At 65.1% G+C, this 18,237-nt stretch carries 16 protein-coding genes; 4 read left to right on the plus strand and 12 right to left on the minus strand.

Annotated features, from left to right (window positions below; translation table 11 throughout):
• Positions 1 to 32: 32 nt before the first annotated feature.
• From VT03_RS29780 to VT03_RS29825, 10 genes are all read right to left on the minus strand, one after another.
• Positions 33 to 290, minus strand: coding sequence for a EutN/CcmL family microcompartment protein (locus VT03_RS29780; RefSeq protein ID WP_075096369.1), 258 nt, complete (start codon positions 288 to 290; stop codon positions 33 to 35).
• Between the two features lie 25 nt (positions 291 to 315).
• Positions 316 to 1,818, minus strand: a complete 1,503-nt coding sequence (locus VT03_RS29785; protein ID WP_075096370.1) for an aldehyde dehydrogenase family protein — start codon at positions 1,816 to 1,818, stop codon at positions 316 to 318.
• Between the two features lie 69 nt (positions 1,819 to 1,887).
• Positions 1,888 to 2,361, minus strand: a complete 474-nt coding sequence (locus VT03_RS29790) for a hypothetical protein (RefSeq protein ID WP_075096371.1) — start codon at positions 2,359 to 2,361, stop codon at positions 1,888 to 1,890.
• A gap of 12 nt (positions 2,362 to 2,373) precedes the next feature.
• The gene (locus tag VT03_RS29795; RefSeq protein WP_075096372.1) at positions 2,374 to 2,682 is read right to left on the minus strand and encodes a EutN/CcmL family microcompartment protein; all 309 of its coding nucleotides are present in this window, start codon (positions 2,680 to 2,682) and stop codon (positions 2,374 to 2,376) included.
• 8 nt (positions 2,683 to 2,690) lie between these two features.
• Positions 2,691 to 3,881, minus strand: a complete 1,191-nt coding sequence (locus VT03_RS29800; protein WP_075096373.1) for an acetate/propionate family kinase — start codon at positions 3,879 to 3,881, stop codon at positions 2,691 to 2,693.
• A gap of 56 nt (positions 3,882 to 3,937) precedes the next feature.
• Positions 3,938 to 4,204 (minus strand): BMC domain-containing protein, encoded by a 267-nt coding sequence (locus VT03_RS29805; RefSeq protein ID WP_075096374.1) that lies wholly within the window; start codon positions 4,202 to 4,204, stop codon positions 3,938 to 3,940.
• A gap of 121 nt (positions 4,205 to 4,325) precedes the next feature.
• Entirely contained in the window at positions 4,326 to 4,628 is a 303-nt protein-coding gene (locus VT03_RS29810; protein WP_075096375.1) for a BMC domain-containing protein, read from the minus strand.
• A gap of 116 nt (positions 4,629 to 4,744) precedes the next feature.
• On the minus strand, positions 4,745 to 5,440 hold the full coding sequence (gene pduL / locus VT03_RS29815) for a phosphate propanoyltransferase (protein WP_075096376.1): 696 nt from the start codon (positions 5,438 to 5,440) through the stop codon (positions 4,745 to 4,747).
• A gap of 74 nt (positions 5,441 to 5,514) precedes the next feature.
• Positions 5,515 to 6,285 carry a DeoR/GlpR family DNA-binding transcription regulator gene (locus VT03_RS29820; RefSeq protein WP_075096377.1) on the minus strand — a complete coding sequence of 257 codons (771 nt, stop codon included), beginning with the start codon at positions 6,283 to 6,285 and terminating at the stop codon, positions 5,515 to 5,517.
• Positions 6,286 to 6,967: 682 nt separating this feature from the next.
• Positions 6,968 to 8,197: a protein-L-isoaspartate(D-aspartate) O-methyltransferase gene (locus tag VT03_RS29825; protein ID WP_075096378.1), complete on the minus strand. Its 1,230-nt coding sequence runs from the start codon at positions 8,195 to 8,197 to the stop codon at positions 6,968 to 6,970.
• Positions 8,198 to 8,708: 511 nt separating this feature from the next.
• Between VT03_RS29825 and VT03_RS29830 the strand changes: the two genes are divergently transcribed.
• Positions 8,709 to 10,031, plus strand: a complete 1,323-nt coding sequence (locus VT03_RS29830; RefSeq protein WP_075096379.1) for a hypothetical protein — start codon at positions 8,709 to 8,711, stop codon at positions 10,029 to 10,031.
• A gap of 385 nt (positions 10,032 to 10,416) precedes the next feature.
• Here VT03_RS29830 and VT03_RS33000 read toward each other — a convergent pair whose 3' ends face one another.
• The gene (locus VT03_RS33000) at positions 10,417 to 13,500 is read right to left on the minus strand and encodes an outer membrane protein assembly factor (protein ID WP_082846638.1); all 3,084 of its coding nucleotides are present in this window, start codon (positions 13,498 to 13,500) and stop codon (positions 10,417 to 10,419) included.
• A gap of 735 nt (positions 13,501 to 14,235) precedes the next feature.
• On the opposite strand from VT03_RS33000, the gene VT03_RS29855 reads away from it, so the two are divergent.
• The 3 genes from VT03_RS29855 (at position 14,236) to VT03_RS29865 (ending at position 16,717) form a co-directional block, all read left to right on the plus strand.
• Positions 14,236 to 15,234: a zinc-dependent alcohol dehydrogenase family protein gene (locus tag VT03_RS29855; protein ID WP_075096380.1), complete on the plus strand. Its 999-nt coding sequence runs from the start codon at positions 14,236 to 14,238 to the stop codon at positions 15,232 to 15,234.
• 244 nt (positions 15,235 to 15,478) lie between these two features.
• Positions 15,479 to 15,988, plus strand: coding sequence for a hypothetical protein (locus tag VT03_RS29860; protein ID WP_075096381.1), 510 nt, complete (start codon positions 15,479 to 15,481; stop codon positions 15,986 to 15,988).
• A 525-nt stretch (positions 15,989 to 16,513) separates the two neighbouring features.
• On the plus strand, positions 16,514 to 16,717 hold the full coding sequence (locus VT03_RS29865; RefSeq protein ID WP_075096382.1) for a cold-shock protein: 204 nt from the start codon (positions 16,514 to 16,516) through the stop codon (positions 16,715 to 16,717).
• Positions 16,718 to 16,911: 194 nt separating this feature from the next.
• On the opposite strand, the gene VT03_RS29870 is transcribed toward VT03_RS29865, so the two are convergent.
• Positions 16,912 to 18,180 (minus strand): AI-2E family transporter, encoded by a 1,269-nt coding sequence (locus VT03_RS29870; RefSeq protein WP_075096383.1) that lies wholly within the window; start codon positions 18,178 to 18,180, stop codon positions 16,912 to 16,914.
• Between the last annotated feature and the right edge of the window lie 57 nt (positions 18,181 to 18,237).

The following is an 18,237-nucleotide window of genomic DNA, read 5'->3' on the forward strand; positions in this document are numbered from 1 at the left end:
CTCTGACTGACAACTGAAAACTGACGACTTCCTTACTCGTCCACCAATCCGATGATCACGAACCGGACCGGCGTATCGGGGCGTCCCATGACGTCCCGCACCGCGGAGCCGTCCGCGGTGATCACAACTTTGGTGCCGACACTGCTTCCGAGGTGATCGATCGCAATCTGCGGGTCGCCGTCCGGACCGCTCTTCTGGTCGAGCGGCTGCACGACCAGAAGCCGCCAGCCGTTGAGGGCTGAGTGCTTGATCGTGGAATTGACCCGGCCGATGACGGACGCGAGTTGCATCGGGCACCTCCTCCAATCACTTGGCTCAGACCACCCGCAGTTCGTCGACCAGCGAGCAGCGGCGGACGCGGCAGAAGGTGAGCGGATTCGTCACCCCTTCTCCGGTCGGCGTGGCGACGCTGAACGACAGGTACCCTTCCCCGCCCAGTCCCAGGCCGGCCATCGACGGGCCGTTCTTGACGAACAGCGTCGTGTCCATCAGCCGGCCCATCGTGGTCATGTTCCGGACGTTGCGGGAGTGGATGATCGCCGTGTGGCGGTAGCCGTGCTCGTACTCGTGAGCGAGTTCGATGGCGTGCGTCGCGTCCTTGGCCCGGATGAACGGGACGAAGGGCATCATCTGCTCTTCGCTGACGTACGGGTTGTTCGTGTCGGTTTCGCCATAGAGGAGCTGCGTGTCCTTCGGGACGTTGAGGCCGATCTGCTGGGCGAGGTAGGTCGCGTTGCGGCCGATGAAGTCGCGGTTCAGGACCCAGTGGTCGCCGGGCTTCGGCGGCGGGGCGAAGGCAAGCTTCGTCAGGGCTTCGATCTGCTGGGCGTTGAGCCGGAACCCCTTGGCGCGGCTCATCTCGTCCATCAGGGCGTCGAAGATCGACTGGACGGCGAAGACTTCCTTCTCGCCGATGCAGAGGAGGTTGTTGTCGTAGGCGGCCCCGCTGACGATGCAGCGGGCGGCATGAGCCAGGTCGGCCGACTCATCGACGACGACGGGGGGATTCCCCGGACCGGCGACGACCGCCTTCTTGCGGGCTCCGAGAGCCGCCCGGGCGACCGCTGGACCGCCGGTGACGCACAGCATCCGGACGCCGCGGTGCTGGAAGATCTGGTCGGCCGACTCGATCGTCGGCTTCTCGATGATCGTGACGATGTTCTCGATGCCGATCGCTTCGGCGAACGCCTTGTTGAAGCGGCGGACCCCTTCGCAGGCGATCCGGGCTCCGGACGGGTGGGGGTTGACCACCATCGTGTTCCCGGCCGCCACCATGTTGACGATGTTGCCGGCGAGCGTCGGGAGGGAGTGGGTCACCGGCGTGATCGCCCCGATGACACCGAACGGGGCGTACTCTTCGATCGTGAGACCGTGGTCGCCGCTGTAGGTGTTCGACTTGAGGAACTCGGTCCCGGGGACCAGCTTGATGATCTTGAGCTTCTCGATCTTGTGATCGAGGCGGCCGATCTTCGTCTCTTCGAATTCGAGGCGGCCGAGCTCTTCCGCCTGCTGCTCGCACATCGTCTTGACGATGTTCAGGATCTTGGCCCGGTCGGCGATGGTCTTCTTCTTGAGCTGGATGAAGGCGTCGTTGGCGGCGCCGACCGCGTCATCGACGTTCTGGAAGACGCCGTAGTTCCCCGTCGACCGGGTGCCGGGAGCGGAACCGCCGCCGATCGCCGGGCCGGACTTCACCGGAATGCCGTTGGGCGACGACTTCGACTCGGCAGCAGCGGGAGCGGCTCCCGCCGGCTTGGTCGACTTGCCCAGCTTGGACAGGACCTCTTCGACGACGGCGCGGATGGCGGTTTCGTTCATGGCGAGGTTTTCAGTGTTCCGTCTTGAGTTGTCAGTGGCGGAGGCGGAGAGGTCGTCGGGTGGTTTCGACTATCCCCGCATCTCCATCTCCTTGGTCTCGAGCCAGTGGTGGACTCGAGTGGTGGTCGGGATCTGGCTGGCCATCCAGAGGACGAGTCCTCCGACGATCAGCAGGGACCACCAGTTGTGTTCCTGCATCAGGGCGACGAGGTTGAACATGGCCGCCCCTTCCAGGAGGGCGCTCGCCACGATCGTCTTCGTCACGAACAACCGGGTCAGGCCCCCGGGGTCATCTTTCAGGTTCGGTACGGTCTGGCGAACGATCAGTTCTGGAACGACGAGGTGCATCACGAAGGCGGTGGCGGCAAACCCCGCCCCGATCAGGCTGAGCAACTCTCCCTGCGGAGCGTTGTTCAGGGCTCCCAGGAGCACCACGACCACGGTCCCGAACGTCAGCACCCCGGCAATCAGGGCCACGGTGATGATCTGCAGGAGGCGGACCGCATCCTGCGTCGACGGTCGTACCGGTGTGCTGGAACTCATGGAACGGCCTGATCACTCGTTCTTGAAGATCGTCGCGTCTCCCACGTTCACTGCATCGACGATGCCGATGATCGTGCAGTCGACCGGCAGTTTCTTGGTCTCGTCGCAGAAGCGGGCGCTCGATCCCTGCACGATCAGGACCGTTTCCCCTTCTCCGGCTCCGACGACATCGACGGCGATAAAGGTCCGGCCCGTCCCCGTCAGTTCGGACTTCGACTTCTCGTTGATCCGCATCGGCTCCACGACGAAGAGCTTCTGGCCCTTCATCGAGTCGACCTTCTGCGTGGAGACGAGACTGCCGGTCACCTTGGCGATAAACATGGCGTGGCCTATTTCCCCTTCACAGCTTCGACGGACTGACGGGCCACGACGATCTCTTCGTTCGTCGGAACGATCCAGATCTCCGTCCTGCTGCCGGCGGCCGAAATCCGGCCTTCTCCCCTGGCGGTCTTGTTCAGCTCGGGATCGAGCTGAATTCCCGCGAAGTCGAGATTCTTGAGCGAGTCCCGCCGGATCCGCTGGCTGTTCTCCCCGATCCCCCCGGTGAAGACGATCGCATCGGCCCCGTTGAGGACCGTGAGATACGCCCCGATGTACTGCCGGATGGAGGCGGCAAAGACATTCAGCGCCAGGTCAGCCCGGGGATTCCCCTCTGCGGCGGCCTTCTCCACGTCCCGCGCGTCGGCGGACACTCCGCTCATCCCCAGCAGCCCCCCCTTGTTCGAGAGGTCTTCCAGGATCTGCGGAAAGGTCTTGCCCGTGGCCCGCATCAGGACCGGGATCGCAAAGGGATCGAAATCCCCGACCCGGTTGTTGTGCGGCAGTCCCGTCTGCGGAGTCATGCCGAGCGTGTTCGACTGCGAAACGCCGTCGAGCATCGCGCACAGCGAGTTGCTGCCTCCGAGATGGCAGGAAATGACCTTGAGGCCCTTCCGACCGAGGAGCTGGGCGACTCGCCCGCCAATGAACCGGTGGCTCGCCCCGTGGAACCCCCACCGCTGAATCCCGTACTGCTCCTGCCATTCGTGGGGAATGGCGTAGGTCCGGTACTCGGCGGGGATCGTCTCGTGGAAGCCGGTTTCGAGGGCGGCGACCAGGGGCATCGCCGGGAACGCCTTCCGCAACTGCCGCATCGCTCGCGCGTAGGGCGGGTTGTGGGCGGGAGCGACATCGGCCAGGGCCTCCATCGCGTCCAGCAGCTCGTCGTTGACGATCCGGACGCCACTCAACTTGCCGGCGAAGACCGCCTTGAAGCCGATGGCGGCCACTTCGTCGACCGACTTGAGGCACCCGGTGGCGGGATCGGTCAACTGCTCGAGGCAGATCGCGACCGCTTCGGCGTGGTCCTTGATCCGTCGGGACATTTCCTGGCGGCGGCCGGCGATCTCGACGAAGCAGGACCCTTCGGCATCCTGGCCGATCCGCTCAATCCCGCCGCGCGCAAGCTGGGCTTCGTTCGACATATCGAACAGCCGGTACTTGAACGAGGTGGAGCCGAGGTTGGCGACCAGAACCTTCATGGGGCGTCTTCCGGGATCCGAGGGGAGCCGTCAGTTCGATGCACCGCCGGAGTCGACTAGATGAAGTTCTTCATCAGGCCGGCTTCGGGGCGGGGAATCACGTGGGCCGAGACGAGCTCGCCCACCTTGCTGGCGGCGGCGGCGCCCGAGTCGACGGCGGCGCGGACCGAACCGACATCGCCCTTGATCACGGTCGTGATGAAGGCGGCGCCGATGTTGATCTGCTTGACGAGGGTGACGTTGGCCGACTTGAGCATCGCGTCCGCCGCTTCGACGGAGGCGATGAGGCCCTTGGTTTCGAGGAGTCCGATGGCTTCGTTCATGGGAGTGGTCGGAGTGGGAAGATGGATTGAGGTCTGCCGTCGGCCGTGTGCCGTCAGCAATCAGGGGGTGGTCGTTCGGGCCTGCCGCGAGCAGAGCTCAGCGGTCCGTCCCGAAGCGGGCTCAGGCGCCGGTCGGGCTGCTGACCTTGGCCTTGGGGAGGATCGCCTGGAGCTCGTCGTGCGGGCGGGCGATGACCTGGACGCTGGCGACGTCGCCGACCTTGCCGGCCGCGCTCGCGCCGGCGTCGACGGCGGCCTTCACCGCGGCGACGTCACCGACGAAGAACCCGGTGACGAAACCGCTGCCGATCTTGTCCCAGGTGACGAACTGAACGTTGGCCGCCTTGAGGGCGGCGTCCGCTGCTTCGATGAGGGCGATGAGACCCTTGGTCTCGATCATCCCGAGGGCTTCCATCTTCGCCATTGCTGACCTTTCAAAGGAATGAAACGTGAATCCGGTTCGGTGCGTGACGCGGGCGTCCTCGCCCGCGGAATGTTCGGTGTTCTGGTGGCAGGCCGGCGGTCGCCGGGCCGCGGGTCTCAGTGCTTGCAGCCGCAGGCGGCGGGCTTGATCAGGTCGACCTTGGTCGCCTTCTCGAGGTTGACCGCGTTTCCTTCATCCGTGTCGAGGTGGACTTCGAGGCGGATCTTGTCGTCGCCGCCGCGGACGAGGACGTTTTCGAGGACCGTCGTGCAGCCCGGCGATTCGATCCGGAGGTGCATCTCGTCACCGCCTTTGACGCCGAACCAGGCGAGATCCGCCGGGCCCATGTGGACGTGCCGCATGGCGCGGATCATCCCGAACTGAAGCTGAATGCTCCCCTTGGGGCCGACCAGGAGCCCCCCCGGGGTCCCCTTGATGTCGCCGCTGATCCGGACCGGCAGGTCGAGGCCGAGCGAGATCGAGTCCGTGAAGGCGAGCTCGACCTGCGAGTCGCCGCGGCAGGGGCCGAGGACGCGGACTTCCGGGAGCATCCGGCGGCGGGGGCCGACGATCGCGACCGTTTCTTCGGCGGCGAAGTAGCCCTCCTGGTACAGCCACTTCTTGACGGTGAGCTGGTGCCCCTTCCCGAACAGGATCTCGACGTGCTCCTGCGTCAGGTGGCAGTGCCGGGCGGAGATGTTGACGACGAGCGGGTTCGGCTTCTCGGCCGGCTTGGCGACCGCGCCCCCGCCAACCTGCTTCATCAGCACGTCGCGGACGATGCGTTCAACGTCAGAGCGAGCGATCGACATGAAAGGGTCGTTCTTCTGTTGTGGGTCTGGTTGAAATCGGGGCTGGTCGGAACCAGGGGGCCGGTTGGAATCGGTCAGGCGTCGCGGGAGCCGGATTCGGCGATGACGAGGTCGATCCCCGCCTCCCGGATTCGCGTCTGCCACTCGGTCGGCAGTCCGGAGTCGACCACCATCCGGGCCACCTGCTTGAGGGAACAGAGGTGGACCAGTTCGGAATGTCCGAATTTTCCGCTGTCCGCGACGACGATCAGCTCGTCCGCCGCTTCCAGCATCTGCCGTTCTGTATCGACGAGGAGGGAGTTCTGGTTGAACAACCCCGCCTCGGTAATCCCGCCGACTCCCATCACGACGCGGCGGGCGTGGATCTGTTTCAGGGCTTCGATCGTCAGGCTGCCAAGGGCTACCCCGGTTTTGGGATAGAGGTAGCCGCCGAGGTAAATCAGTTCGATTGTCGACACGCTGACGAGCTGGTTGCAGATGGGGAGCGAGTTCGTCACCACCTGCAGGGACTTGCCGGCGAGGTTCCGGGCGACTTCCAGGGTTGTCGTCCCGCCGTCGAGGATGATCGTCTCCCCCGACTGGATCAGGTCCGCCGCCGCCCGTCCGATCGACTGCTTTTCGACCGACGCCCGATGGCGGCGCTCATCAAACGCGGTCAGGGACTCCCCGACATAGGCGGCGCCCCCGCGGGTGCGCCGAATCTGTCCAATTCGGTCAAGATGCTCCAGATCCCGCCGAAGCGTACTTTCGCTCACTCCCAAGTGATCGACGAGCTCCTGAAGGGAGACAAATCCCTTGGATTCGATCAGCTCGAGAATGTTTCCCCGCCGCTGGTCCAGCAGCATTCTGCGAAAGCCTGAGGGTGATTGTGCTTCCCAACTTCTCTAGTGTGAATCACGTTGACGCCGGTTGCAAGCGTGATCGATCACGTCTTGTCACAATCTTTCAAAAGCCGCCATCAACGAAGCCCGGGGAAGGCCTTTCGAAGATCGACCCGGGGGAGGGCCGGACTGGCGTTCCTCACCCTGTCAAACCGCCGATTCCGGAAACGAGCCGATCCGTCAACGATCGGTTGCGAGCTGCCGGGGGAAGGGGTTGGTCCCGGAGCGCTGCTGTGGAGGCGTGCGGGGGGACGACTTGGTGAAAACGCGGCGAAGCGGATGGATTCGCTCAAGGTCCCGGCGTCTCGGAGCATGTCCTTGCCGGCACGGCTCCCGTAGCTCAAATCCAACGGGCGACGGCAGCCTGGGGTCAAGGGGGCCACGCCCCCTTGCCGCCGGAGGCACTTCCTGTGAGGAACCGTGGGACACAACGGATGTCCGCTTTGTGTCACCGGCGTTGAGGACTCACCGCTCGCTTTGAAATCCCCGAGGGTTGGTGAGGGGCATCCAGCACGTTGTCCGCGCCTGGATACTCACTCCTTCAGACATCTCTTGACGAGAGGGCCTCCGGCGGGCAAGAGGGCGTTGCCCCCTTGCATCCCCCACCAGGGTGCCCCTGGACCCGGTGAAAGGGCCTCCACCCGCCTCAGCGTTCGCGGCGGATTGGCGTCATCCGAATATTGTCGAGACACATCGCTCCCATCGCACCGTTCAGACCGACCTGCACGATCGCCTCGCGGGCCTGCTTCGGCACCGGAATCCTGCGGCCAACCTCGTGCCACGTCGTCTCATCCGCCAGCCACGGTCCGATCACCGCGTTCCCGAGAGGCACCCGTTTTCCGTCATAGAAATGGATCACGAACCCCGGACGGTCCTGAGAATCGGGACCGGGGCGAACCCCCTCAATCTTAAGCGTCATCCGGACATCGAGCTCCCCGACGACCGATCCGTCAATCCCCATCCCCTGCAGCAGGTGCGCGGACCGGCCGAGCTCGGTCCCCTCCATCCGGAGATACCGCTTACCCGTCGCCGGAAAGTCGGTGAGCACCCGCGACCGCCGCTGGTAGTGCCAGCCGGTCGCGAGTCCCTCGTCGGTCAGATCCTCGAAGTCGCCGTTGACGATCTTCGGGTTCGCCGGGTCGGGCTTCTGCTCCCGCAGTTCCTCCGACCGGCCGGTCATCGGGACAAAGAGAGTCGGGAGCAGTTTCTTCGTCAGGAGCTGGCCATCCTTCTTCTCGAGCAGGTGAAACACCTGCTGATACCGCTCGCCGAGAGGGATGATCATCTTCCCCCCCTCCTTCAGCTGGTCGACCAGGGGCTGCGGGACGTTCTCCGGGGAGCAGGTGACGATGATCTTGTCGAAGGGGGCCGCCTCGTCCCAGCCGGCGTAACCGTCACCGACGCGGCAGTGGACGTTGTCGTAGTCGAGTTGCTTCAGCAGGGCGGCGGCCCGCTTCCCGAGGGGCTCGACGATCTCGATCGTGTAGACCTCGGCGACGAGGCTCGACAGGACCGCCGCCTGGTAGCCGCTTCCCGTCCCGATCTCGAGGACCTTGTCGGTCGGCTGCGGATCGAGGACCTCGGTCATGTAGGCGACGATGAACGGCGGAGAGATCGTCTGCTTGAAGCCGATGTCGAGGGCCTGGTCGGTGTAGGCGAGGTTCCGCAGGTCATTGCGGACGAAGAGGTGCCGCGCGACCGACCGCATCGACTCCAGGACCTTGGGGTTGCGGATCCCCTCCCCTTCGACCGACTCCGTGACCATCTGTTCCCGCCGGGCGGAGAAAGCGTCGCTCGGAGGCGCGGCCGGGCCGACGGCCGCGTAGCACAGAACGACGCAGATGGGGGCCAGTCCAGCCAGCAGCAAGCGGTTCATCGAATCCGTCCCGAGACCGGTGTTTCAGCAGCGACTGCAGTATAAGTCGAAGAGCGGCTATGACTTCAAGCGGAATCTCCCGCCGGGGATCCGGAGTCGTCCGGCGGCCGTCCGGGGAGGCCGAAACGGGTCGACCGGCTTTCCTCACGTCGTCAGAGGCGCCAAACCTTCGCCAGCCTGTGTGGTGGACACGCTTTCACTGTGGAGTGTCCCTTTCCCGCAATTTACTTGGAAACGGCATGGCGGGTTGCTAGCGTGTCATGAACCGTTTTGGGGTACGGGGCGTTTCCGGAGGGGTCTGGAGGCGTCGCGAAGCCGGGTTGGGTCAGAGCTTCCCGGGGATCCCGAAGGCCATTGATGTTTTCGGTGGAAATGGAGTTGGCCTCCATCGCCGCTGGTGCAGACGGCGTGGATGCGCTGTGATGGGGTGCCGGAACGGGCGCGATCATCATGCACGGACGGAGAACGTTCGCCTATCGCGCGCTCGTTCGTTCAGGGGAGTGGGTCCTAAATGGAGATCTTGCTGCAAGGCTACGCCGTCAATCCGGCGACGTGGTTCTATTTGTCCACGCTGCTGATCCTGGCGGTCTTCTTTCGCTTCAATCGTCTGTGGTCCCTGAGAAACGTCGACCTGCTGCTCCTGCTCAGTTTCACGCCGGGGCTGCTGCTCGTCGATTCAGGAAATGACGTCGCCCGCCCGCTCGGGTATGTGTGGCTGTTCAGCGTGAGCGGCATGTACGTGGTGCGGCTTCTGGCGGACCAGTTTCCGTTCCGCCGTCCGCTGCTGGCCCCGAACCTCAATGCCGGGGGACTGGCGTTTCTGTGCGTTTCCGCGGCCGCTTTCCTGACGGCCCAGGCGGTGAAAGAGACCCTGCCGGTGTCGACGCAGGCGACGGTTGTCGAAGCAGAGGCGATGGTGAAGCGGCAGTCGACTCCGGTGCCGGAGCACGGCGCTGTCGACGAGCCGGTCGTCGGTCCCGCCGCGACGCTCATTGCCGCGCCCGTCGGGATCGTCTTTGAGGATCTGGCGGCTCGCGTGCTGTCGGTCCTGGCACACGCCGCGGTTGTGACCGGGCTGCTGATGGCCGGGAAACGGCTGTTTGGAGATGCCCAGCTTGGCCTGGCGATGGCGACGCTGTACCTGCTTCTCCCCTGTACCGCGTTCCGCGTGGGCGAGTTCAACCAGGTGCTTCCCTCGGCCCTCATCGTGTGGGCGATCGTCTGTTACCGGAATCCGATCGTTTCCGGGATCTTGATGGGGCTGGCGTGCGGGACGATGTTCTTCCCGGTGTTCCTGCTTCCGCTTTGGATCGCCTTTTACGGCCGCAAGGGGTTTGTGCGGTTTAGCGGAGCCCTGGCGGTTGTGGCGCTCGTCATGGTGGGGTGTCTCGCTCTGACGTCGAGCGATGCTTCGGCTCTGATCCGGAAGACGCTGGGGACGATCGATCTGGCGTCGATTGCCTTCCGAGGGGACGGCATTGCGGAGGGGTTCTGGAAGGAGACCGAGTATCTGTCGGTGTACCGGATTCCGGTGATTGCGGCTTATGCGGTGATGCTGCTGGGGCTGACGATCTGGCCGATGAAGCGGAATCTGGAGCTGCTGATTGCTCACTCGACGCTGGTGATTGTGGGGACGCAGTTCTGGTATCCGCGGCAGGGGGGCGTGTTCATCCTCTGGTATTTGCCGCTGTTGCTGATGGTGGTGTTCCGGCCGCGGCTGGTGCATCTGTTGCCGCCGACGGTGGTGCCGGAGGCGGAGGAGTCGAATGTGCGGCCGGGGACTTCGCCGGTGATTGCGACGCGGGCGATTGATCGCTCGTCGGTGTTTCGGTGAGGCAAGCGGCGTTCACTCGAACGCGTCCTCGCCAGCAAGACTCTGATAGCTCAAACCCAACGTGCCATGGCAGCCGGGGTCAAGGGGGTCACCCCTTGCCGCCGGAGGCGCTTCTGTGAGGAGCCGTGGCACACAACGGGTGTCCGCTTTGTGGCCCCAGCGTTGAGGACTCCCTCACATCAGACCGCTGGCTTTGCAATCCCCGCGTGTCGAGGTGGGAGGCATACGGCACGTTGTCCGCGCTTGGACAAGTGCTCCTTCAGAAAGAGCTCTACGAGACGGGCCTCCGGCGGGCAAAGGGGCGTTGCCCCCTTGCATCCCCCACCAGGGTGCCCCTGGACCCGGTTCTTGGCCGATGACGCGGGGGGCGGTGAGAAGTGCACGCTTACCGCGTGAAGCCCACCGTGAAGCTGAACACCCGCTCCTGGTCCGTCTGCTTCTGCATCAGCGGCCAAGCAAAGTCGAACGCCAGCGGTGCCGGACCCATCGCCGGAATCGTCAGCCGGAAACCAAAACCGGCCGTCACACGGAAATCGTTGATCTGAGCATTCGGCTCGATCGTACCAAAGTCCGTGAAGGCGATGACCCGGACCGAGTCGCTCGCCGTGATCGGCACGAGGTACTCCGCCGTGCCGAGCATCATGAAGTTGCCCCCGACACGGTAACCATTGTCGACCGGCGAAACCCCGCGGAACGCGAAGCCGCGGAACGAGGAGTAACCCCCGGCATAGAACCGCTCGAAGATCGGAGTGTCGTCACCCGTCCACCCGACCTGGCCCTGGAAGTGGACGATGTGCTTGCCGAACCCGTCCGGACGCTGGCGGACCGTGAACAGCTGGCTGCCGGTCAGTTCGAACCGCGAGTAGTTGAAATCGCCGAACGCCTGCTCGTACGAACCTTCGATCAGGTTTCCCGAGGAGGGAATGAAGGCGTTGTCGCGGGTATCGCGGGTCAGGGTGAAGACCGCGCTCGACAGGAAGTTGTCGCCGCGGACCTTCTGCAGGTCGGCCGGCGGGGTCGCTCCCTGCGGCAGGATGTTGACGTTCTCCAGCCGGACGCTCGCCCCGGCGGACCAGTACTCGTTCAGGAGGTAGCCGAGGCCGACCCGGCCCCCGAGCCGCTCTTCGCTCCACTCGTCGTAGAACCGGCTGTAGTAGAAACCGCTCGTGCTCAGGCTGAAGTCGGTCCGCAGGAAGAACGGGTCGGTCCAGGTCGCCATATAGCGGCTGACCTGGGTTCCGGGCTGGGCTTCCAACCGGAAACTCTGGCCGGCTCCGCGGAAGGCGTAGCCGTTAATGATGTCCGACCAGCTCGTCGGCGGACGGAGCAGGTCGAAGTTGTCTTCCTGCAGGACGAACGAGCCGACGATCCCCGCGTTGCTGTTGACGCCCACGCCGAACATCAGGCGGCCGGTGCGGCCTTCCGTAACGTCCACATTCACGTCGACGAATCCCGGCTCCTGCGGAGCGCGGAGCGCACTGCCGAACGGATTCCCCTGCGGCGAGACCGAGGTGATCGGATCCTGCGGGACCGGATTGCCGTAGTGATCGATGCTCTGGCCGCGGACGACATCGTCCGATTGGGCGCGGATGATCGGGCCGACCGGATCCTCGCCGATGCCGTTCTCGAAGAGGGCCGTCGGATCGACCTCGTGGTACTCCGGCTCGATGGCCGCGGAACCCTCCGGACGACCCCAGCGGGCCGGCGCCTCGGTGGCGGCCAGCATCTGGTTGCCGACCGGACGGGGAACGCGTCCCGTGGACGCGTTCCGTTCTTCGGGGGTCAGGAGCGCGGCGGGCCGGGCAGGCGCCATCGCCGGGCGGGCGACTTCCTGCTCGACCGGATCGGCGTAGGTCGCCTTGCCGGCCGGTTCCTCATCCGCAGGGGCCGCCGGAATGTCGACGTTCGCTTCGAAGGTGTTGGGGCCGCTGCTCCGCTCCCAGAGGGGCGGAAGGTAGTCGTAGCGGACATCCCGCGGCGTGTGGCGGGCCGGTGATTCCGGGGCCATGCTGTGACCGGAGAGGGGGCCTTCTTCCTCCGCGGCGTCCGCGAAGACGTCGTCGACGGAGTTCTGGGCGCGGGCGATCTGGGTGGAGAGGTACTCCCGCCCTTCGACGCGGACGATGTTGAACGTCGGGGACTCCTGCTGGTCCCACAGATTCGAGCCCATGATGCGGGCCTGGGCCATCCGCAGCTTGCGGCCGTTGGCCAGTTCACCCGGCTTGGCCCAGCGGGCGACGTTGTTGAGGAGGACGTCCTCGCGGGTGTGCGGGTGGTCGCCCCGGATGTGGGCGTTGACGCTGCCGACGAGGTACGGCTTGTCCTCATCGATTTCGTAGACGAGGTCGAGCTCGCCGGGCGTGTCGAGGAACCGCGGGATCGGGTCGACCTTGGCGAACAGGCGGCCCAGTTCGTCGTACTGGTCCTTCATGTGCTTGACGTCGAGCCCCATCAGGCGGGCGTTGAACGCGTCGCCCGGCTTGAGCTTGGGCTTGCCCCAGAGTTTGTTGCGGCTCAGGACGTCGTGGCCGACAAGGTCGATGTTCCGGACCTTGTACTGGATCCCCTCTTCGACCTTGAAGACGACCGTGACCCAGGCCCGGTCGTCGGACTCCTCTTCCTTGTGCTCGATCTTGACGTCGAAGTAGCCGAGGTTGTGGTAGTACTCGGTGAGCGTGTAGACGTCGTTCCGGATCTTCTCCGGGTCGTAGTCCCCGCCGATGTACCAGAGGATGACGTTCTTGGTCGCCAGCTTCGTCTTGAGGACGGAGTCGCTGATCGCCTTGTTCCCTTCGAAGCGGACCCACCACACCCGGACCTTGGGGCCTTCCTGGATCACGAAGGAGACTTCGCGATCGTCCTGGCTTCCCCCCTTTTCGAGGTCGACTTCGGCGTAGAAGTAGCCCTTCTCGCGGTAGAGGCTCTTGATCCGCGAGACCGCCTGGCGGTTGGCCGAGACGTCGAATCCGTGGCCGACCGAGATCCCGACGTGGGCCTGAAGCTCCGACGTCTTGACCTTCTTGTTTCCCTTGAACTCCACGCTCCGCACCATGGGGCGTTCGCGGAGGCGGTAGATCAGCACGGGGCCGTCGTCGGTCATCTGGAGGACCGGCTTGACGTTGTAGAACCAGTGCGTGTCGAGCAGCGAGGCGACGTCGTCCTGAATCTCCTGCCGTGTGACGGGCCGTCCTTTGCGGCACTTGATCCGGGACTGGATCGCGTGGGGCTGGATCGTCGTGTTTCCTTCGATCACCACGTCGGCGAGCGGCTTTTCGAGGCTCGCGTCGGTGATGTCCTCGTCCGTTCCACTCGCCTGAATCACGGGGGGCCGGGCCAGGACCGAACGCTGGCGGCGTTCGGGAGGTTCGGCCGCGACGACGGAAGCGGCCGCGCACCAGGCGACGACCAGCACGCACCGCAGCAGGCGGTGGTCAGTCGACCGACTTGATCGGGGTCGAACGCCGTCCATGGAGTTCTTTGGGTTTGTCCCGGCGTCATGCCGGAACGAAGGGGAGGTGGGAATCGGACATCGCGAGGAGGGAAACGGTCGGATTTCGGAAGGGCCGCCGAGGGCGGATCGATCGAAATCGGGCGACGGAGATTCGCGATTTCTGATAGGTCGAGGGTGTGTAGCCGAAATTTGTGCGGGCGGACAAGATGAGTTTCATCCGACCGGGCCTCCTCTGCCGATTGGCGGGCTTGCGCCGAGGGGAATCCGGTGGCAGGTACGGCGGCTGGATGGGGGGCCGGTGAAGGTAGGAAGGATGGCTCATTCCGCTGACGCGAATCGTGTCGTTGCCGGGATAGCGTCCATAGCTCAAACCCAACGTGCGACGGCAGCCTGGGGTCAAGGGGGCCACGCCCCCTTGCCGCCGGAGGCGCTTCCATGAGGAACCGTGGGACACAACGGACATCCCCTTTGTGGTACCGGCGTTGAGGACTCCCTCACATCACACCGCTCGCTTTGGAATCCGCGCGTGTTGGTGAGGGGGCATCCGACACCATGTCCGCGTCTGGACACGCCCTCCTTCAGACATCTTTCGACGGCCAGGCCTCCGGCGGGCAAGAGGGCGTCGCCCCCTTGCATCCCCCACCAGGGTGCCCCTGGACCCGGTGGGGTGGAGGCTTCGACGGATGTTCCCCTGCCGGCGCGGGTGACCGCGGACGTGTGACAACCCGCGCAGAATCTGAAATGCTCCCCGGCATGAGAGCCGCCGTATTCGACAAGCCCGGGACGCAGGGAGGGACGCTCTCCCTCCGCGAACTTCCCTCCGAACCCCTGCCACCGGGACACGTGCGGGTCCGGATGAAGTTTGCGCCCATCCATCCCTCCGACCGACTCTATATCGCCGGGACGTACGGCAAGGCCCCCGAGCGGTGGCCGGCCGTCCCCGGCTTTGAAGGAGTGGGGACCGTCGTCGAGGCTCGCGGGCTGCTCGGACGCTTCCTGAAAGGACGGAGAGTCTGCGTGCTGGCGGCGGGCTCAGGGACCTGGGCGGAAGAGGTCATCGTCCCCGCACGGCGCGTCATTCCGATCCCCGCCGGACTGTCGGACGAACAGGCCGCGACCTTCTTCATCAACCCGGCGACCGCGCTGGCGCTGACCCGTCACGTTCATATGCTCCGCGCCGGGGAGTGGGTGGTTCAGACCGCCGCCAACTCTCAGGTCGGGCGGATGGTGATCCGCCTCGGCAAGGCGGCGGGGTTTCGGACGATCAACCTGGTTCGGCGGCCGGAGCAGATCGACCCCCTGCGGTCGCTCGGGGGGGATGTCTGCCTCGTCCACGATGCGGAGACCGCGGATCCGGAATCGCTCCGATCTCAGATCGAGGCTCAGGTCGGGAAGGCGCCTCTCCGCGCGGCGATCGACCCGGTGGGGGGACCGCTGGGATCGACGGTCTTTTCCCTTCTGGGAGAGGGGGGCCTGTTCGTGGCGTACGGCAGCCTCGACTCCCGACCGCTTGCGATCCCGTCCCGCTCGCTGATCGCGGGGGACCGCCGTGTCGAAGGCTTCTGGCTCGGGCCGTGGATGGAACGGAAGTCGCTCCCCGCCAAGATCGCCCTGATCCGCGAGATGCGGCGCTTCCATCAAGAGAAAGTCTTCGAGACTCAGGTCACTGCGACTCATCCGCTGGCCGACGTTCAGACGGCTCTCCAGCAGGCAGAACGATCGGGCGGCAAGATCCTCCTCGATCTCCGCTGAAAGTCGCGGTTCCGTCTCTCCGCATTTTCCTCTGCGCCTCTCTGCGTCCTCTGTGTTTCAAACCTCTGCGGCAGCGGCACTGGAAGCACAGAGATCAGAGGGAACAGAAGCGCCGAGAGGCCGGAGCGGCGGGCCTCCTGAATCGTGGGGCGGGTGGCCGCCGGAAATTCTTCTGGACACCCGGTACCGTTCTTGCGACAACGGCGGGAGACCCCTGTGATTGCCTCCCTGCGAGTCCCCTTCCATGAAGAATGCCCGGACACCGATCGTTGTGGCGGGACTGCTGTTCGTCGGCTTCTGGCTGGGGAACCTGTTCCGCGGGTTCGGGCCGGGAGGTCCCAGCACCGGGACCGGAATCGGAACGGGGGATGGCACCGAGCAGGTCGCGGAGGTTCGCGATCCGAACGCGCAACGGGTCGCGTTGGGAGAGCCAGCCAACATGCCGACGATCGCGGGACCGACTGACGCGTCAGTCAGTTCTGCGTCCCTCCCGGCTCCCGGCCACCCGCTGACGGTCGTCATCGATGGTGCGGGGTACGCGCTGATGGGGGCGGCGGGGGAAACGACGCCCACTTCGCTGGACGAGATCCGCAAGCTGGCGGGGGAGAAACAGGGGGACGACCAGGGGGTCCGCGTCCGGATCCTGCGGCGGAAGAACGCCCAGGCCGGCGCGAAGGCCGACTTGCTCGCGGCCTTGGAGGCGTCAGGAGTTCCGTCCGATGCGGTTCAGGAAAAGATGGGCTTTGTCGACTAGCGCGGCAGCCGCTTTGCCGCTCGTTACCCGCTAACCGATCCGTCAGCTAACGATCAAAAGACGGTCGGCGTGGTCGCGTCTCTAGAGCGGCTCCTAGCCCGTCCGTCTCCGGAGGCCACGCCATTCGGAGTCGCCTCGGACGGGCTGTTGACCCTTAGCGTGCGAAGCGATCTCCGCGTCGCGCGGGCAGCGGAAATGCAGGCGAGAGCGTGGTTTGAGATAGCAATCGCAAACATCGGACGTTACTTTTCTGTTCAAGTCAGAGGTCGTACGTATTTTTGCCTTGGCAATCGATGTTCGGACCGACCCCTCTCAGTCCTCTCCAGACGGTCTAAGCAGTCGACGCTTTCAATCCGGACCCGTTCGGGTCGTTCCCTTTGAAGCGGCGTTGCGACGGTGAGTATTGTCAGCGGGTTATGCGGGTCAAAGTGCTCCGGCATGTTGGCCCTGCAGTGGAAAGTGCAAAGTGCTCGGCGGCGGCAGACCTCTTCATGTCAAGTTTCACGTCTTTGAGGAAGGGCTGCCATGCAGCGTGGTACGATCAAGAAAATTGTCGCGGACAAGGGCTTCGGATTCATCGCGGGCGCCGAGCGGGGTAAGGACCTGTTCTTCCACGTGTCGGCCGTCAAGGAATCGGACTTTGAATCCCTGTACGAAGGCCAGAACGTCGAGTTCGAATCCGAACAGGGCCCGAAGGGAGCGCGGGCTTCGATCGTTCGGCCGGTCTAGTGGAGTGGCGGCCCGTCTGTCCTGACCGTCGACGGATGCTCGAAAACATGCCTCCCGGTGCTGAGCCGGGAGGTTTTTTATTGCGCTTGCCCGAGAGAGCTCGGCTGTCCGCGAGCGATCCGCCGTCTGCCTTCAGTGATCCGCGTTGAGTCCCGGCTGCGCAGGGGACCATGCCGCGGACGGCGGAGCCGTCGTCACGCGGGAGAGGCCGGCGGCGCACCGGCGGTAGGGGCGGGGGCCGGAGCGGCCGGCACGGGAGCGGGCATTGTCGAGTCGGGCGAGAGCGTCGCGGTCGGACCGGCGGCAATGGCGGGCGTTCGCTCCTGCGTCAGCTGGACGAGTTCCTTGTTGAAGATCTCGATCAGGGCGTGCAGGCAGGAGGCGACGATCGGCCCGATGAACACGCCCCACAGGCCCATGACCTCGAGCCCTCCGAGGACGCAGATCAGGGCCAGCAGCGGGTGGAGCTTGGTCTCGTTGTTGAGGGCGTAGGTCCGGACCACGTTGTCGAGCGTTCCAACGACGGCGATGCTCCACAGGGCCAGGCCGACCGCATTGCCCCAGCTGCCTGCGACGACCAGGCTGATGGCGCACGGAACCCAGACGAGCGATGTGCCGACGAACGGAATCAGCGCGGCCAGCGTCGCCGCGACGAGGAACAGCGCCAGGTGGGAGAACCCGAAGAACCACAGGCCGATCGTGAGGGCGATCCCCTGCGCGAGGGCCGCCAGGAAGGTCGCGGAAACGACCGCCCGGACCGCCCCGGCGAACTCTTTCAGCATGTGCCGCTGGTAGTCGGCCGGGACCGGAATCATCGTCTCGGCGGCGTTGAGCAGGGCCCGGCCGTCCGCCAGAAAGTAGTAGAGCGCGACTGAGAAGATGAACAGGCTCGTCGCCATCGAGACCGCGGTGGCGACGGCGAGCGCCGCGATGCCGGCGGTCGTGCCGGCCGCGGTGCCGAGCGCCTGTCCGGCGACGTTGAGCGAGCGGGTCCCGATTTCGGTGAGGTTGTCGCGGACCATGGCTTTCACCTGGGCCTGGACTTCTTCCGGCGTCTGCCGCCGATCAGGAGGGAGGATCTGGTTGGCGAGCCGGGTAACCCGTTCGAAGACCGTCTCCGTCTGGGCCACCGCCTCTGTGCGGATGCGGTTGAAGAAACGGGCCCACTGGTCGTCGCTGGTGACGTCCTGAGCGAAGGCGAAGAGCTGTAGCGCGGCGACGATCGTCCCGATCATCAGGGGGATCATCACGATCGAGAGGACGGTTCCCGTGGTGATGCCGGCGACGACGCGGGGATGTGTGGGCCACTTGGAGGCGAAGTAGCGGACGAGCGGCTGGGACATGATCGCCGCGATGGTGGCCAGGAAGAGTTGCAGCAGGAAGGGGGCGATGACCTGGAAGAACGTGATCCCGAGGATCACGATCAGGAACAGGAGGACGAGGAGCGAAACGATCCGGGCCATGTCGTCGGCATCCCGCAGCGTGACGTGGAGAGAAGGGTGACGTCACGATAGACGCTG

Origin of the sequence: Planctomyces sp. SH-PL14, from assembly GCF_001610835.1 — a bacterium.
Taxonomy (GTDB): domain Bacteria; phylum Planctomycetota; class Planctomycetia; order Planctomycetales; family Planctomycetaceae; genus Planctomyces_A.

Bases quoted from the DNA above. Each gene is read 5' to 3' on its own strand.
- VT03_RS29780 (WP_075096369.1), bottom strand. From the start codon at position 290: ATGCAACTCGCGTCCGTCATCGGCCGGGTCAATTCCACGATCAAGCAC.
- VT03_RS29785 (WP_075096370.1), bottom strand. From the start codon at position 1,818: ATGAACGAAACCGCCATCCGCGCCGTCGTCGAAGAGGTCCTGTCCAAG.
- VT03_RS29790 (WP_075096371.1), bottom strand. From the start codon at position 2,361: ATGAGTTCCAGCACACCGGTACGACCGTCGACGCAGGATGCGGTCCGC.
- VT03_RS29795 (WP_075096372.1), bottom strand. From the start codon at position 2,682: ATGTTTATCGCCAAGGTGACCGGCAGTCTCGTCTCCACGCAGAAGGTC.
- VT03_RS29800 (WP_075096373.1), bottom strand. From the start codon at position 3,881: ATGAAGGTTCTGGTCGCCAACCTCGGCTCCACCTCGTTCAAGTACCGG.
- VT03_RS29805 (WP_075096374.1), bottom strand. From the start codon at position 4,204: ATGAACGAAGCCATCGGACTCCTCGAAACCAAGGGCCTCATCGCCTCC.
- VT03_RS29810 (WP_075096375.1), bottom strand. From the start codon at position 4,628: ATGGCGAAGATGGAAGCCCTCGGGATGATCGAGACCAAGGGTCTCATC.
- pduL (WP_075096376.1), bottom strand. From the start codon at position 5,440: ATGTCGATCGCTCGCTCTGACGTTGAACGCATCGTCCGCGACGTGCTG.
- VT03_RS29820 (WP_075096377.1), bottom strand. From the start codon at position 6,285: ATGCTGCTGGACCAGCGGCGGGGAAACATTCTCGAGCTGATCGAATCC.
- VT03_RS29825 (WP_075096378.1), bottom strand. From the start codon at position 8,197: ATGAACCGCTTGCTGCTGGCTGGACTGGCCCCCATCTGCGTCGTTCTG.
- VT03_RS29830 (WP_075096379.1), top strand. From the start codon at position 8,709: ATGGAGATCTTGCTGCAAGGCTACGCCGTCAATCCGGCGACGTGGTTC.
- VT03_RS33000 (WP_082846638.1), bottom strand. From the start codon at position 13,500: ATGGACGGCGTTCGACCCCGATCAAGTCGGTCGACTGACCACCGCCTG.
- VT03_RS29855 (WP_075096380.1), top strand. From the start codon at position 14,236: ATGAGAGCCGCCGTATTCGACAAGCCCGGGACGCAGGGAGGGACGCTC.
- VT03_RS29860 (WP_075096381.1), top strand. From the start codon at position 15,479: ATGAAGAATGCCCGGACACCGATCGTTGTGGCGGGACTGCTGTTCGTC.
- VT03_RS29865 (WP_075096382.1), top strand. From the start codon at position 16,514: ATGCAGCGTGGTACGATCAAGAAAATTGTCGCGGACAAGGGCTTCGGA.
- VT03_RS29870 (WP_075096383.1), bottom strand. From the start codon at position 18,180: ATGGCCCGGATCGTTTCGCTCCTCGTCCTCCTGTTCCTGATCGTGATC.